This is a genomic window from Endothiovibrio diazotrophicus, assembly GCF_054657215.1.
In genome coordinates, this window is sequence record NZ_BAAHXB010000134.1 from 1 (window position 1) to 14,902 (window position 14,902).

Below are 14,902 nucleotides of genomic sequence, written 5' to 3' on the forward strand. Positions count from 1 at the left end.
TCTAGCCCACGTAACGCCGCCGGATCACCCCGTTGAAGCGCTTCACCCACGCCGGGTCGAAGCGCTGCCCCGCCTCGGCATTGATCGCCGCCACCGCCTGAAGCACCGCCCGCCGGTCCCCCGCAACTCCGTCGGGCCGCCCCTCGAAGGCGCCGGCCAGCGCAAGGATACGCGCCCCCGCCTCGATCGCCTCCCCCGCCAGCCCGCGGGGGTAACCACCGCCGTCCCACCGCTCCCGCTGCTGCTCGACGATCCGTGCCGCCGCCTCCCAGCCCGGCGCCTTGCGCAGCAGCGCCGCCCCCATCGCCGGGTAGGCGGCCACCGACGGCTCGCGGCGGGCGGGCGGCGCGTCGAGCTGGTCGAGCCACGCGGGCGCGACCCGACAGAGCCCCACGGCATGCATCCAGCCGGCCGCCGCCAACTGCCGCGGCGGCACCGGCTCGCCCCCCTCCCGATTGAGCTCCAGGGCCAACTCGACGATCCGCGCGGTCCGCCCGTCCCAGCCGGGCAGCCGCTCCTCGGCCTTGCGCCCCATCGCCGCGAAGCGCTCCACGGCCGCAGCCTCCGGGTCGGTCGCCGCCGCCGGGGGCGGGGAAGGTGTCGCGGGAGGTACGGCCGCGGGCGGCGGCTCCTCATCCAGGAAACCGGGATCGAGCAGCCGGATCACCCCCTTCACCGCACCCTCGATCCCCTCCCGCGAATTGAAGGCGATCCGCCCCAGCGGGCGCTCCAGCTGCTGGCAGCGCTCCTCATCGATCGCCCCGCCGGCGAAGTGTTCGACGCACAGCCGCTGCACCTCCTCCACCGAGAGCAGAAAGAGATCGGCCATCACCGGCTCGTAGCCCACCTCGCCGTTGCGCACCTGATCGAGGACGTTCTCGAAGGCGTGGACCAGATCGGAGTAACGCACCAGCCCCATCATCCGCAGGTTGCTCTTCACCGAATGGAGGGTGCGGAACAGCTCGTCGAGCAGCGCCGGCGCCCCGGGCCGCTGCTTCAGATTCCCGCAGCAGCGCTCCGCCTCCTCGCGGGCGTCCTCCAGCTCGCCAAGGAAGTCCTTGATCAGCTCTTCGTCGTAGTAATCCAGGGTGATTTCGCTCATCGCGCCACGAAGTCGTCCGACAGGTTGAGGCGTACACGCATCTCCGGCCCACCGCGGGCGCGAACCGAAGCGTCAATATCCGGGAAAAAATGTTCGGAACCGATAAAAACCATAGACAAGAAATGGACGGAGATCGCTACAGCGGCCCATCTTCCATTTTTTGTAGGAAATTTCCTTCAGATATTCAAACTCCGTCCGATACCCTTCAAGGACGGGTCCTTTACGGACACGGAAGAAATACCTCCCCCGAAAATCGCGCCGAACCGTGGTTTGTTTTCGAGGGTCGCTCCCGGCCCCCTGCCTCCCGCGACACTCACGCATCCCTGCACGCCGCGCGGCAAGGGCCCATAGCCCGGCGATGTAAGCCTTGCCACAACGCCGAAGACGGGCCACGAGACCGGCGAGTTCGGGGGACATGGAGATCTTCCGTGCCCCTTGGCCCCGCCAACCCGCGTTCGGAGCCGCGATCGCGACGGAATCGCTCGCCCCTGCGCCAGGATGGTCGCCCGTGGAACCGCCGACGCAAAAAACGGATTCTGCGTCCGCCATCTTTGGGGAAGATGGGGTCGTGGCCAAACAACAACAACCATGGCCCTGGCACTCAACACCAACATCAACTCGCTGACCGTCCAGCGCGGACTGAACCACTCCCAGCAGTCGCTGCAGCGCTCCCTCAGCAACCTCGCCTCCGGGTTGCGCATCGGCGCCGCCAAGGACGACGTGGCCGGCGTCGCGGTGGACGTCCGCTTCAGCGCCCGCGTCACCGGCCTGAAGGAGGCGATGCGCAACACCAACGAGGCGATCTCCCTGGCCCAGACCGCCGAAGGGGCGCTCCAGGAGGTGAGCGGCAATCTGCAACGGATCCGTGAACTGGCGGTGCAGTCGGCCAACGGCACCTACAACTCCGGCGACCGCACCTCCCTGCAGAAGGAGGTCTCCGCGCTCCAGGGGGAGATCAGCCGGGTGATCAACTTCGTGGAGTTCAACGGCACCAAGGTCCTCTCCGCCTCCACCACCGTCACCTTCCAGCTGGGCTATGCGGAGAAGGCCAGCACCAATCAGGTCCAGCTCACCCTCCACGCCCTGCAGAACAGCGACGGCAACGGCATCGGCAGCGCCCTGGGGGGGGCTCTCGGCATCGACACCGCCACCGCCGCCCGCTCGGCGATCACCCTGGTGGACAAGATGCTCGACCGGATCAGCGCCACCCGCGCCGACTTCGGCACCCTGCACAACCGCTTCGAATCGGTGGGGCGGTTCCTCGACGGCACCCGGGAGCAGCTGGCCGCCGCGCGCTCGCGGATCACCGACGCCGACTACGCTGGAGAAGTGGCCAACCTGACCCGCAGCCGCATCCTCCAGCAGACCGGCATCGCCATGCTCTCCCAGGCCAACGCCGGCCCCAGCACGGTGCTGTCGCTGCTCGCCTGAGGAGTACGCGACGAGCGTGGGCTATGGCCCCCTCCGGCGGCGTGGCCTATTCACCCGACAGCGCCCGCAGATCGACGCCCCGCTCCAACTCCGGGCTCCTGTCGACGATCGATATCCATTCCATCCCGAATGAAACACCGAGCGGGCGGACAAGATCAACACGCCGGAGCGATCCGCGCCTACCCGATGCAGCAATCCCCCTCCCCACGACAATACCAAATAGTTGTTTGGTCAATCCCTGTGTTAGATTGAGTAACCCTCACGTCCATGGAAAAGATGACCGTGCGGCCGGGCTTTCCCGTCCCGCTGCTGCCGGATAAGGAGCTGGTTATGAGATCGCTGGTGAACGCCCTCTTCTCCCGGAAACGCGTATCGCGTTTGTTGGCCATGGCGATGGTCTGCTTCCCGTTTGCCGAAGGGCTGGCGGCAACGACCGCGACCTTCTCCGAGGTGGTCTCCATCGTGCCGGGCGGGGAGGCGGTCGAACTGGGGCCGCTGACGATCGTCGAGGCCAACGCCGGCGATCTCCTGGATCGCCCGCCCCAGAACACCTTCTACCTCCAGCTCAACACCGGCTACACCTTTTCCCGACAGGGCGCGTATGCCGAGGTGAGCGGCGACGGGGTCCAACTCGGCGACTCCCAAGGGTATCGCTGCGTCTATACCGATACCGACGGTGACGGGAAAGACGACCGGGTCACCTGGAATATCTGGCACGCCTCCACGGCGCCCTCGGAGATCGTGATCACCGGCCTCCACGTCCGGGCGAGTTCCCTGGCGAGCACCGATCTGGAGATCACCCTGAGCGCCAACACGCCGGGCAATCCGGGATTGACGGTGGCGTCGCTGACGGGCGCCAGCATCGGCTCGACGCCCCCCGCACCGAGCCCGACCGCCACTCCGACGCCCACTCCGACGCCCACCCCAACGGCAACCCCAACGGCAACCCCAACGGCAACCCCGACGCCCACCCCGACGCCCACCCCGACCGCGACCCCTACGCCCGTCAGCAGCGGATCGCTGGACTACGACGCCACCGCCCGTCTGCTTCCCCAGGTCGTCGCCGGCGGGGTATCCCCATCGAAGGTCGACCTCGGCGACAGCGAGTTCGACATCGTCGCCCTGGTCCGCCCGGGGGTGTTGCCGATCGATACGGTCTCCTTCCGCTCCACCGACGGCAGCTTCGCCCTGGCGATGGAGCCCGCCGGCGTCCTGGTCAACGGGGACCAGGTCTACAAGACCACCTTCACCTTCCCGCGCGGATCGTTCGGCACCACCACCCTGCACACGGCGTGGGGTGACGAGCTCGGACAGTTCAACGTTCAGGTGGTCGACCAGGGTCAGCAGCACTCGCCGCGGTTCCCGGAACTGGCCTTCGGCAACTGGCCCGCGCAGCCGGTGGCGGTCTCCCTGCCGCACCCGGTGAGCTACAACGCGACCCGCCGCCTCGCCCCGCAGGTGGTAATGGCCGGGTTCAGCCCGACGCTGATGGACCTTGGTGATAGTGCCTTCGACGTGGTGGCGGTGGTCCGCGAGGGGGTGTTGCCGATCGACCAGGTAGCGGTCACCCAGAACGAGGGCGCCTTCTCCAACCGGATGGAGCCGGCGGGGACCCTGAGCAACGACGACCAGGTCTACCACCTCACCTACACCTACCCGCGCGGCGCCTTTCCCGAGGGAACGCTGCTCCCGGCGATCTGGGGCGACCGGCCCGGGCAGTTCAACATCCACGTGGTGGACGAGGGGCAGCAGCGCACCCACGCCTTCCCCGACATTGAGTTCGGCAACTACCCCGAGGTGGCCGGCAACCAGCCGCCGACGGTGACGCTGGTGGTCTCGCCGGACTCCGGCATCGCCCCCCTGACCATCTCGCTGGTGGCCAGTGCCGTCGATGCGGATGGCTCGGTGCTCGCCTACGACTGGAGCAGCAGCGAGGGAGATACCGCTTCGGGGGCCCAGGCCTCGATGATCCTGGAGGGGGCGGGGGTGCACGCGATCACCGTGGCGGTGACCGACAACGACGGCGGGGTGACCCGCGAAACCGCCTACGTGACGGTGGAGGATCCGCAGAATCAGGCGCCGACGGCGAGTTTCGTCGTCTCTCCAGCCAGTGGCCGCTCGCCGCTGAGCGTATTGGCGGACGCCTCGGCTTCCAACGACCCCGACGGGACCATCGTCAGCTACCAGTGGCAATCCCACGACGGAGTGACGTCGATCATCCGCACCGGAGTGTCGCCGCTGTTCCTGTTCACCGCGGCGGGGGAACACACCATCGCCTTGACGGTAACCGACGACGACGGCGGGGTGGCCCGCAGCACCCAGGTGGTCACCGTGGAAGAGGCGCAGAACGCGGCGCCGCTGGCGGGTTTCAGTGTGACCGCCACATCGGGGGAGGCGCCGCTGACGGTGGGGGTGGATGCCGGCGAGTCGGCGGACCCGGACGGCTCGATCGCCAGCTACCGGTGGGAGACCAGCGACGGCCAGTCGGCGTCCGGCGTATCGGCGAGCTTCACCTTCGACGACGCGGGCAGCCACACGATCCGCCTGACGGTGACCGACGACGGGGGCAAAACGGCGACCTCGAGCGAGACCGTCGAGGTGACCTCCGCGGGGACGACCAACGTCGCACCGACCGCCGCCTTCTCCTCGACCCCGACCAGCGGCACCGCACCGCTCACCGTATCGTTCACCGCCGGCGCATCTTCGGACAGCGACGGCACCATCGCCCGCTACGCCTGGAGCGTCAGCGACGGCCGCAGCATGGGCGGACCGACCCCCAGCCTGACCTTTTCCCAGGCGGGCAGCTACACCATCACCCTAACGGTAACCGACGACGGCGGCGCTACGGGAAGTGCAACGCGAACCCTTGTGGTGTCCGAGCCGGCGAACGTCGCACCGACCGCCGCCTTCTCCGCGACCCCGACCAGCGGCACCGCGCCGCTCACCGTATCGTTCACCGCCGGCGCATCTTCGGACAGCGACGGCACCATCACCAGCTACGCCTGGAGCATCAGCGACGGCCGCAGCATGAGCGGGCCGACCCCCAGCCTGTCCTTTTCCCAGGCGGGCAGCTACACCGTCACCCTGACGGTGACCGACGACGACGGCGCTACGGCAAGTGCGACGCGGCCCCTTGTGGTGTCCGAGCCGGCGAACGTCGCACCGACCGCCAGCTTCACCGCTTCGCCAACCTCCGGTAGTGCGCCGCTCGCGGTAGCGCTCGATGCCTCGGCGTCGTCGGACAGCGACGGTTCCATCGCCTCGTACCACTGGAGTTCGAGCGACGGCCAGAGCGCGACGGGTGCCCTCGCCAATCTCTCGTTCGCCAACGCGGGGAGCTACACCATCACCCTGACCGTCGCCGACCAGCGCGGAGCGACCGCCAGCACCAGCCGAACCGTGGAGGTCAGCGCGGCGCCCACCTCGACGCTCGAAGAGATGGTCTTCGCCAACATACCGGCGGGCACCTTCATGATGGGGAGCGACTACTGGGGCGTGGAGCAGCCGATCCACGCGGTGACGGTCCCGGCCTTCAGGATGATGACCACAGAGGTGACCCAGGGGCAGTGGCTGGAGGTGATGGGAACGAACCCCTCCCACAACACCGGTTGCGGACTGGACTGCCCCGTGGAGAGCGTCTCCTGGAACGACGCGCAGGAGTTCATCGCGCGGCTCAATGAACGGACCGGTGGAGGCTATCGTCTGCCAAGCGAGGCGGAATGGGAGTATGCCGCGCGGGCGGGAACGACGACCGCCTACTGGTGGGGAGAGGAGATCGGCGTGAACAACGCCAACTGCAAAAACGACGAATGCGGCGATTCGTTCAGCAATACCGCTCCGGTCGGCTCGTTCGCCGCCAACCCTTGGGGGCTTTACGATACGGCAGGCAACATCATGGAGTGGGTGGAGGACTGCAAATACCCCAACTACCTGAATACGCCGACCGATGGAAGCGCCTACGAGGCGGAGGGCTGCACCAGCCGGACGCTACGTGGCGGCTCCTATTCGTGGGGCGGCGACGCGTGGTACACCCGCGTCACCTATCGAACGGGCCTGCCGTCAACCTACGACGCCTCCTGGTCGGTGGGATTCCGGCTGGCGCAGGATCTCTAGTCCGCAGTAGGAAGATGGGCGACGATTCGAAGAACGCCCGCCGGCTGTAGCCGCAACCTGCCGCCCGCTGACCAACGGCGAATAAATAGACACCCTTCGAATGGAGCAGGGAGTAATCCGAGTCGAACCGCAGACCCCTTCCGGTGGGCAGTTGCAGCCGGTCGTTGCGCCACTTGGCCCAGCGGTAGACGCGCCCCGAAGCGGCCACCGTTTTCCGGTACAATCAACCGCCCGTTTTACCAGCCCCCATTCTCCTATCCATGGACGCCTCCACCGACGAGTTCTCCGCCAAACAGACCGCGATCGACGCCCTGGAGCGCCTGGAGGGGCTCTCGCCGCGGGCCCATCAGGTGCTGCGCGAGGTGGGGCATCTGCGCGAGTACCGCGACGGGGAGGCGGTGCTGCACGAGGGGGAGTTCACCCGGGAGATCTACGTGGTGGCCGGCGGCGAGGTGGCCCTGTTCCGCGACCAGGGCCCGGACAGCGAGGAGCGGATCATCGCCGAGCTGGCTGCGGGCAGCCTGTTCGGCGAGATGGCGCTGGTGGACGGAGCGCCGCGCTCCCTCTCCGGGCGGGCCAAGGGGGGGCTGAGGCTGCTGGTGATCGACCCCGCCGAGATCGAGGCGCAGGCCGACGGCGCCGCCCTGCTCACCGAACTGAAGGCGTGCTTCAGCGTGGCGGTGGTGCGCCGCATGCGTGACGTCACCGACAACTACGTGGCGGTGCTGGAGCGGGAGCTGGAGGCGGCGCGCACCCAGCAGGCGTTCGGCCAGTTCTTCATCTATACCCTCGGGCTGATGGCGGTGGGCACGGTGGTCAACAACCTCCTCTCCCGCCACCTGGTCCACGTCGATATCTACACCCAGTCCTTCGCCTGGCAGTACCTGCTGGTACTGCTGGTACCCAGCCTGGTGGTGATGCAGCGGATGGGGATCACCATGAGCGACCTGGGGCTCTCGCGCAAGGGGCTGCGCAGTTCGTTGATCGCCGGCCTCGTGGTCACCCTTGGGGCGGTGGCGCTCACCGGGGGGCTCGCCGCCACGCTCTATCACTTCGACTCGTTGCCGGGGAAACCGCTGCAATTCGAGCTGGGGGGGACGGTCACCTATCTGGTCCACAGTTTCCTGCAGGAGCTGGTCGCCCGCGGTTTCCTGCAGAACGCCTTCCAGCGCTTCCTCAACGACGCGCGCGGGGTCAAGTCGGTGTTCCTCACCTCGGCGCTGTTCGGCCTGTTCCACCTCCACTTCGGGCTCACCGCGGTGGTGCTGACGGTGGTCAGCAGTATCGCCTTCGGGCTGTTCTACCTGCGCGACCGCAACCTCGCCGGGGTGACCCTGATCCACTTCACCACCGGGGTGTGCGCCTTTGCCTCGGGGCTGATGTAAGGGCTCTCTTCACCCTCCCCTTTCGCCATACCGAACCCCTTGAGCGTCCAGGGTTCCTGGTTACGACGCTCCGCGTCGTAACCAGGAACCCTGGACGCTCTGCGTCCTACCTGCACACCACCACCGACCACCCCATACCCTCGTGCAGCATGACGCGGAGCGTCGAAGAAGACGTTCCCACGCGGAGCGTGGGAACGAGAGTGGGTTACGATACACCCTACGGGGGAGGCAGACGCAGCATCTCATCGACCACCCCGTGGATCTCCTCGGCGGCGCGGTTGCTGCCGGGACCGCTGTGGGGGTGGGGCTTCGGCGTCGCGCGCCCCGCTGCACAGCACTCGCGCACCACGTCGGCAAACGACGCGGTGGTGGTGAAGGCGCGGCCCAGCCCCTCCTGCTCCACCCAGCCGAGCAGCGCCCGCTCCTGGGGCAGCGCCATCGGCCGGTCGAGGAGCAGGGTAAGCCCGAGGGCCAGCGCCTCGCTGGCGCTTCCGGGGCCGGGCTTGCCGACGAACAGGTCGGCCACCCCGAGGTAGCGCGGCACCTCGCGGGTATACCCCTCGATCACCACCGGGAAGGGCCAGTCGATGGCGCGCAGCGCCTCGGCCAGCGCCTCGTTGCGTCCGCAAAGGAAGATCAGCTGCACCTCGGGGGGGTCGTCGCACAGGGCCAGGGCCAGCTCGCGCATGCGCCAGTTGCCGCCGCCGCCGTAGAGCAGGCAGGCGGTGGTCCGGCTCGGGTCGAGCCCCAGTGCCTGGCGCGCCGCGCCGCGGTCGGCCGGCGGGCCGGCGAGGAAGCCGTCGCGGATGAGCAGGCCGGAGAGCGGGAAGACCCGCGCCCCGCGCTTGCCGTCGGCGAGCTGGCGCAGCCCCGGCTCGGTGCCGCACAGCGCGTAGTAGTCGCGCCCGCGGGGGTACCAGGAGCCGCGGCTCATCTCCATCCAGTCGGTCATCAGCACCGCGCAGGGGGCCATCGATCCGCCGCCCGGTTCGCGCAGCGCGTCGATGATCACCCGGTTGAGCATCGGCAGCACCGAGATCACCAGGTCGGGCTGAACCCGGTCGAAGTACGCGCGCAGCAGGCGCCGCCCACGCGGCGCCTGGAGGAGGATGCTGGCCAGGATGATGCCGTAGTAGGTGAGGCAGAAAAGCCCGGTGCGCCCGTCGCCGACGATCAGCTCGTTGTAGATCCGCTCGCCGTCGTAGCGGGTCCAGCGGGCGAACACGTCCAGCTCCGGATGGACCTCCAAGTAGGGGTTGACCAGGGTCACCCGGTAGTCGTCCTGGAGCAGGTCGCGCAAGGTCTCGGCGGTGGCGCGGTGACCGCCGCCGGCGTCGGTGTAGATGACCACGAGGTGGGGACGATCGCTCATGCGTAGCCCCCCCACGCCTTCAACCACTCGGCCGTGTGCTGCAACGCCTCCTCCAGCGGGGTCTCGGGGCTCCACCCCAGCCGCTCCCGCGCGCGACGCACGTCGAGGACACAGGCCGGCACGTCGAGCGGGCGCGCCGGCCTGCGATCGAGTTGCAGCGGGCGACCGGTGGCCCCCTCCACCGCATGAATCATTCCACTCAACGAACGCCCCTCGCCGGAACCGACGTTGAACACCCGCTCACCGCCGTCGTATTCGCCGAGCCGGGCCAGCGCCGCACAGGCGTCCTCCACGTAGAGGTAGTCGCGCACCACCGCGCCGTCGCCGAGCAACGGGAAGGGACGACCGGTGAGCGCCGCGTCGAGCAGCGCCGCCACCACCCCCTGGCCGCGACCGGGGCGCTGGAAGGGGCCGAAGGGGTTGCCGAGGCGGGCGATGCGGTAGTCGAGGCCGTGCTGGCGGTGGTAGACGTGGAGGTAGCGCTCGACCGCCAGCTTGGCGGCGCCGTAGGAGGAGATCGGCCACTGCGGCGCCATCTCGTCGATCGGCAGCCGTTCGGGCACCCCGTAGACCGCGCCGCCGGAGGAGATGAAGACCACCCGCTCCACCCCGGCGGCGAGCGCCCGCTCGAACAGCGCCAAGCTGCCGCCGACGCTGTGGCCGAGGTCGTCGATGCGCCGCGCCTCCACCGCCGGCAGGTCCACCGAGCCGACCAGATGGTAGAGTCGCTCGCACCCCGCCAGGGCGGCGGCCAGCGCCTCGCCGTCGGCAAGCTCGCCGGCGATCAGCTCGCACCCCTCGAGCGCCTCGGGCCACGGCGGCGGGTGGCCGAACAGACGCACCCGATCGCCGCGCTCAAGCAGGTGGCGGGCGAGGTTGGTGCCGAGAAAACCGGCACCGACGATACAGACCTGTGCCATTGCCTCAATACCTCACTCGCGGTCGCACCGCGGCAGTAGCAGTGGCGAAACGGCCGCTTTCGGCCATGAAGGGCATGAAAGAGGAATATGAAGGGCAGGAAGTTATTCTTTCGCGAGCTCTTGGAAGCCTGCGGTGGAACGGGCCGGCAATGGTATTCACGCCCCGGCGGCCGGATGCAGTCGAAAAAGCTTCCTGCCCTTCATGTTCCTCCTTCATGCCCTTCATGGTAAAAAACCCCGCTGTCGAAAGAATCATCCACATCGTCTCACGAAAGGCGCCGATGCCCGCCTCCACACACTCCCCCCAAACGACCGGCGAGACGCTCGATTTCGCGGTGATCACCACCGCCGCCCTGCCCTGGCGCACCGGCCCGGCCTACCTCTCGCTGTGGCACGCCTGCGGGCTGGCCGCCCTCGGCTACCGGGTGCTCTACCGCATCCCGCGCCTCTCGCCCGACTCGCAGCGCCGGCTCTGGGGCAAGGTGCGCTTCGCCGACGACGCGGCCCACTTCGCCTGGCTCGCCGAGGAGGCGGGGCGCCTCGGCTGCCCGGCGCTGCCGCGGCTCGCCAGCTATCCCGGCCGCTACTCCGCGACCCTGCGCAGCATCGTCCCGCTGCGCCCGGTGGTCGCCGGCCTGCCGCCGTGCCGGGCGCTGATCCTGGAGGAACCCGAGCACCTCGCCTGGCACCCCGCCACCCCGCCGCGGCACAGGATCGCCGCCGGGCGGGTGGTCGGGGTGGTGATGACCAACTACCCCCACTACGTCGCCGCCGCCGGCTGGCCCGGTGCGCGGCTGGCGGCGCAGGTGGTCGAGCGCGGCCACCGCTGGCTGATCCGCCGCCACACCGACCTCGCGCTCTCCATCTCGCCGGCCGAGGGACTGGAGTGGCTGTTCCGCCCGCAACGCGAGGCGCGCATCACCGGCGTGCTCTCGCCCTACGCCACGGTGCCGCCGGTCACCGCGGAAACCCGCGGCGTCTACTTCCTCGGCCGGCTGGTGTGGGACAAGGGGCTCGATCAGGTGATCGAGCTGGCCCGCCGCAGCGCCATCCCGGTGGACCTCTACGGCGACGGCCCCGACGCCGCGGCGATCGAGGCCCGCGCCCGCGAGGTGAATGCACCGATCCGCCTGTTCGGCCCCCACCCCAGTCCGTGGGAGTGGCTGCCGCGCTACCGCGCCTTCCTCAACCCGTCGCGCAGCGAGGTGCTCTGTACCGCCACCGCCGACGCGCTGGTCGCCGGGCGCCACGTGATCCTCCCCGACTGCCCGGCCAACCGGCCGTTCCTCGGCTACCCCAACGCCCACCCGTTCGACGACCTGGAGGGGGCGTTGCGGGCGCTGGAGCGGGCGATGGGGGAGCCACCGGCCGAACCGACGACGATCCGCCACGACTTCGACTGGATGAACGCCTGCAGCAACCTCGCGCGGATCGCCCTCGAATAACCGTTCCCCGCGATCCGGAATTGGGCGGGCCGTGCCCGCCGCGGCCTCCCACCGGAACCGGCCCGTGTACCGAGGTTCAGCGCCGCAGCGGGCACGACGACGCCGGGACGGGCTCGGCCCGCCCGGCGTCGAGGCGCTGGCCTCTCTCAGGCGTCGCGGTAGAGATGGGCGCGGGTCAGCGGCAGCTCGTTGTTCAGGCCGTTGGTGAACAGCACCTGGAACAGGCGGTTGCCGCCGTGGACGAAGGAGGTGGTGGAGACCCACCAGTAGAGCCGCCACTGGCGGGCGAAGCGCTCGTCGAAGCGTTTGCAGACCTCGTCGAAGTTCTGCTCATAACGCTCCAGCCAGTGTTCGATGGTCAGCGCGTAGTGGTAGCGCAGGTTCTCCACGTCGAGGATGGTCAGCCGGTTCTCGGCCAGGTCGTGGATGATCTGCTCCAGGGCCGGCACGTGGCTGCCGGGGAACATGTATTTCATGGTCCACGGATCGTCCTGGAAGGGCGTATCGTTGCCGATGGAGTGGATCAGCCCCGGCGCGCCCGGCTTGAGCAGCAGGGATGCGTTCTTCATCAGGGTGGGGATGAACTTCTTGCCGACGTGTTCGAGCATCCCCACCGAGACCAGCTTGTCGAACTTGCCGCTCACCTCGCGGTAGTCGCAGTGGCGCACCTCGATCTGGTCCTGCAGGCCGAGGCGGCGGATCTTCTCCCGGGCGAACTCGGCCTGCGGCTGGGAGAGGGTCGCCCCCACGCCGGTAATGCCGTAGTGCTGGGCGGCGTAGATCAATAGACCGCCCCAGCCGCAGCCCAGGTCCACCAGGCTCTCACCGGGCTTGAGCATCAGCTTGCGGCAGATGTGCTCGAACTTGTTGAGCTGGGCCTGCTCCAGGGTGTCTTCCGGGGTGTGGAAGTAGGCGCAGGTGTAGGCCATGGTCTCGTCGAGGAACAGTTGGTAGAAGTCGTTGCCCAGGTTGTAGTGGTGGGCGACGTTGCGCCGCGATCCGCTGAAGGTGTTCTGGTTGCGCAGGAAGAGCAGTGCGAAGTTGATCTTCTCCATCAGGGTCAGCGACTGGTTGCCGAAGTCGATGCGGTGGCCCAGATTGAACAGCACGCGGAAATCCCCCTCGATCTCGATCTCCTTGTCCATGTAGGACTCGCCGAAGCCGAGGAAGCCGTCGCCGAAGGTGCGCGCCAGCGCATTTTTGGTCTTGAACGAGAGGACGAACTCCGGCTCACCGTCGCCGACCTTGATCCGGTCGTCGTCCCAGAAGCGCACCTCGAACGAGACGTTCGGATCCACCTCCTGCATCAAGGCAATTGCACTGCGCGTCGCGTCTTTCATGATTAACGGGCCCCAAAACCTGCGGTAGAAATCGATGGCTCGGAAAAGTAACACATATTTTCTGCCACTCTGGTGAAATAGATCACAAAAATCTATCAAAGGAGTTCCCATGGAACTGATCGCCTCCCCCACCGAACAGACCACCGCCGCCACCGACCTGATCCTCGGCCTGATGGCCCTGGCGGCGCTGTTTCACCTGTACCGCATCGGCGGCGCCCAGCCGCGCAAGCGCAACCTGTGGGTGGGCCTGTTCAGCCTGCTGGCGGCCGCCGGGATCATCGGCGGCTTCAACCACGGGCTGGCCCTCCCCCGGGAGATCTACGAACTGATCTGGTACCCGCTCAACCTGATCGCGGTGCTGCTGGTCTCGCTGTTCGCGGTGGCCTCGACCCACGACCTGTTGGGCGAGTCGGCCGGGCGCCGCGCCGTGCTGCCGATGCTGGCGGTGGGTTTCGCGGTCTACGCCTCGCTCTACCTCGGCGACGGCAGCTTCCTCTGGGTGATCCTCTACGAGGGGGTGGTGATGCTCGCCTCGCTGGGCGCCTACCTGGCGGTGGCGTGGCGCGGCAACCTGCCCGGGGCGTGGTGGATGGTGGCCGGCCTGGCGCTGACCATCGCCGCGGCGGGGGTCCAGGCCAGCCCGCTGGCGCTCACCCTGATCTGGCCCTTCGACCACAACGGACTGTTCCACCTGGTGCAGATGGTCGGGCTGGGCGCGCTGGTGGTTGGTCTGCGCCAGGGGCTGCGTTGACGGCGGGGGTGGCCGAGGAGCGGATCGACGACACCCGGATCGCCTTCATTGGCCGGCGCGATCAGCTCCAGCGCCGGCGGACCATCGCATGCAGCGCATCGGCGAGATCGCGGGCGAACCCCGCCTGGTCGAACAGCGGCGAGTGCGCCACCCGCTCGCGCAGACCGGCGCGCAGCGCCTGCAAGCCGGGCAGGTCCCCGGCGAAGGCCAGCGCCTTCGCCACATACGCCTCGCGGCTGTCGGCCACCCACTCCCCAAGGCCGGCGCAGACCAGCTGGCTGGCCCCGTTGCGCGAGGTCTCGGTGGCGCCCGCCAGGGTCAGCGTCGGCACCCCCATCCACAGCGCCTCGCAGGTGGTGGTACCGCCCGGGTAGGGGAAGGTGTCGAGGATCAGATCCACCTCGCCGTGGGCCTCCAGATAGGCCTCGCGACACTCCGCCGGGAGCAGCAGCAGGCGCTCGCGGCCGATGCCGTGGGCGGCGAAGCGGGTGAGCAGCCCCTCGCGGACCGCCTCTTCGGCCAGGGCGCCGCACTGCAGCCGCAGGCGCGATCCGGGCACCCGTGAGAGCACCTCGCTCCATACCGCCACCACCTCGCCGGTGATCTTGGTGAGCCGCTGGAAGGAGCCGAAGGTGATTGCGCCGCTGCGCAGCGCCGGCGGCCCCGTTACCGCCGGTGCCAGCGCCGGCGGCGCCAGGCTCATGCGGATGTGCGGCAGCCGCCAGACCCCCTCGCTATAGTGATCGTCCACCCCCTGCGGCGCGCGCACCCCGTCGGTGACGTACCAGTCGATCTCGCTCATGCCGGTGGTGGCGGAATAGCCGAGCCAGCTCGCCTGCACCGGCGCCGCGCGCCAGGCGAACAGCGGCAGGCGGTTGCGCGAGGTGTGGCCCGAGAGGTCGAGCAGCAGGTCGATCCCCTGCTGATGGATCAACCGGGCGGCCTGCTCGTCGGAGAGCGGCTCGATCGAGCGCCAGCCGGCGAACGCGGGCCGGAGCCGCCGGCTGAGCGCATCGTCGAGCCAGCGGCTGTTGTAGGCGTGG

At 68.7% G+C, this 14,902-nt stretch carries 11 protein-coding genes; 5 read left to right on the plus strand and 6 right to left on the minus strand.

Annotation, left to right across the window (positions count from 1 at the left end):
* Position 1: 1 nt before the first annotated feature.
* Together ACYQ2W_RS22580 and ACYQ2W_RS22585 are read right to left on the minus strand one after the other, a co-directional pair.
* Positions 2-1,102 (minus strand): HD-GYP domain-containing protein, encoded by a 1,101-nt coding sequence (locus ACYQ2W_RS22580; RefSeq protein ID WP_459872572.1) that lies wholly within the window; start codon positions 1,100-1,102, stop codon positions 2-4.
* 72 nt (positions 1,103-1,174) lie between these two features.
* Positions 1,175-1,519 (minus strand): hypothetical protein, encoded by a 345-nt coding sequence (locus ACYQ2W_RS22585; RefSeq protein WP_459872575.1) that lies wholly within the window; start codon positions 1,517-1,519, stop codon positions 1,175-1,177.
* A 171-nt stretch (positions 1,520-1,690) separates the two neighbouring features.
* On the opposite strand from ACYQ2W_RS22585, the gene ACYQ2W_RS22590 reads away from it, so the two are divergent.
* From ACYQ2W_RS22590 to ACYQ2W_RS22600, 3 genes are all read left to right on the plus strand, one after another.
* Positions 1,691-2,533: a flagellin N-terminal helical domain-containing protein gene (locus tag ACYQ2W_RS22590; RefSeq protein WP_459872578.1), complete on the plus strand. Its 843-nt coding sequence runs from the start codon at positions 1,691-1,693 to the stop codon at positions 2,531-2,533.
* A gap of 330 nt (positions 2,534-2,863) precedes the next feature.
* Positions 2,864-6,646: a PKD domain-containing protein gene (locus ACYQ2W_RS22595; protein WP_459872581.1), complete on the plus strand. Its 3,783-nt coding sequence runs from the start codon at positions 2,864-2,866 to the stop codon at positions 6,644-6,646.
* Positions 6,647-6,906: 260 nt separating this feature from the next.
* Entirely contained in the window at positions 6,907-8,031 is a 1,125-nt protein-coding gene (locus ACYQ2W_RS22600; RefSeq protein ID WP_459872584.1) for a cyclic nucleotide-binding domain-containing protein, read from the plus strand.
* A gap of 217 nt (positions 8,032-8,248) precedes the next feature.
* On the opposite strand, the gene ACYQ2W_RS22605 is transcribed toward ACYQ2W_RS22600, so the two are convergent.
* Both ACYQ2W_RS22605 and ACYQ2W_RS22610 read right to left on the minus strand, forming a co-directional pair.
* Entirely contained in the window at positions 8,249-9,403 is a 1,155-nt protein-coding gene (locus tag ACYQ2W_RS22605) for a glycosyltransferase family protein (RefSeq protein WP_459872587.1), read from the minus strand.
* A complete protein-coding gene (locus ACYQ2W_RS22610) occupies positions 9,400-10,323 on the minus strand; it encodes an NAD-dependent epimerase/dehydratase family protein (RefSeq protein ID WP_459872590.1) in 924 nt (307 codons plus the stop codon). Before ACYQ2W_RS22610 ends, ACYQ2W_RS22605 begins: the two co-directional genes overlap by 4 nt.
* A 281-nt stretch (positions 10,324-10,604) precedes the next feature.
* Here ACYQ2W_RS22610 and ACYQ2W_RS22615 point away from each other — a divergent pair, with 281 nt between their 5' ends.
* Complete coding sequence (locus ACYQ2W_RS22615) at positions 10,605-11,768, plus strand: glycosyltransferase (RefSeq protein WP_459872593.1); 1,164 nt, start codon at positions 10,605-10,607, stop codon at positions 11,766-11,768.
* A 146-nt stretch (positions 11,769-11,914) separates the two neighbouring features.
* On the opposite strand, the gene ACYQ2W_RS22620 is transcribed toward ACYQ2W_RS22615, so the two are convergent.
* Complete coding sequence (locus ACYQ2W_RS22620; RefSeq protein WP_459872596.1) at positions 11,915-13,066, minus strand: class I SAM-dependent methyltransferase; 1,152 nt, start codon at positions 13,064-13,066, stop codon at positions 11,915-11,917.
* 151 nt (positions 13,067-13,217) lie between these two features.
* Here ACYQ2W_RS22620 and ACYQ2W_RS22625 point away from each other — a divergent pair, with 151 nt between their 5' ends.
* The gene (locus tag ACYQ2W_RS22625) at positions 13,218-13,859 is read left to right on the plus strand and encodes a DUF6962 family protein (RefSeq protein ID WP_459872599.1); all 642 of its coding nucleotides are present in this window, start codon (positions 13,218-13,220) and stop codon (positions 13,857-13,859) included.
* Positions 13,860-13,920: 61 nt separating this feature from the next.
* Here the strand turns inward: ACYQ2W_RS22625 and ACYQ2W_RS22630 are convergent.
* Positions 13,921-14,902 (minus strand): O-linked N-acetylglucosamine transferase, SPINDLY family protein (locus ACYQ2W_RS22630; RefSeq protein ID WP_459872602.1); only part of this gene is annotated, 982 nt, incomplete at its 5' end.

Bases quoted from the DNA above. Each gene is read 5' to 3' on its own strand.
- ACYQ2W_RS22595 (WP_459872581.1), top strand. From the start codon at position 2,864: ATGAGATCGCTGGTGAACGCCCTCTTCTCCCGGAAACGCGTATCGCGT.
- ACYQ2W_RS22610 (WP_459872590.1), bottom strand. From the start codon at position 10,323: ATGGCACAGGTCTGTATCGTCGGTGCCGGTTTTCTCGGCACCAACCTC.
- ACYQ2W_RS22585 (WP_459872575.1), bottom strand. From the start codon at position 1,519: ATGTCCCCCGAACTCGCCGGTCTCGTGGCCCGTCTTCGGCGTTGTGGC.
- ACYQ2W_RS22590 (WP_459872578.1), top strand. From the start codon at position 1,691: ATGGCCCTGGCACTCAACACCAACATCAACTCGCTGACCGTCCAGCGC.
- ACYQ2W_RS22615 (WP_459872593.1), top strand. From the start codon at position 10,605: ATGCCCGCCTCCACACACTCCCCCCAAACGACCGGCGAGACGCTCGAT.
- ACYQ2W_RS22605 (WP_459872587.1), bottom strand. From the start codon at position 9,403: ATGAGCGATCGTCCCCACCTCGTGGTCATCTACACCGACGCCGGCGGC.
- ACYQ2W_RS22600 (WP_459872584.1), top strand. From the start codon at position 6,907: ATGGACGCCTCCACCGACGAGTTCTCCGCCAAACAGACCGCGATCGAC.
- ACYQ2W_RS22580 (WP_459872572.1), bottom strand. From the start codon at position 1,102: ATGAGCGAAATCACCCTGGATTACTACGACGAAGAGCTGATCAAGGAC.
- ACYQ2W_RS22625 (WP_459872599.1), top strand. From the start codon at position 13,218: ATGGAACTGATCGCCTCCCCCACCGAACAGACCACCGCCGCCACCGAC.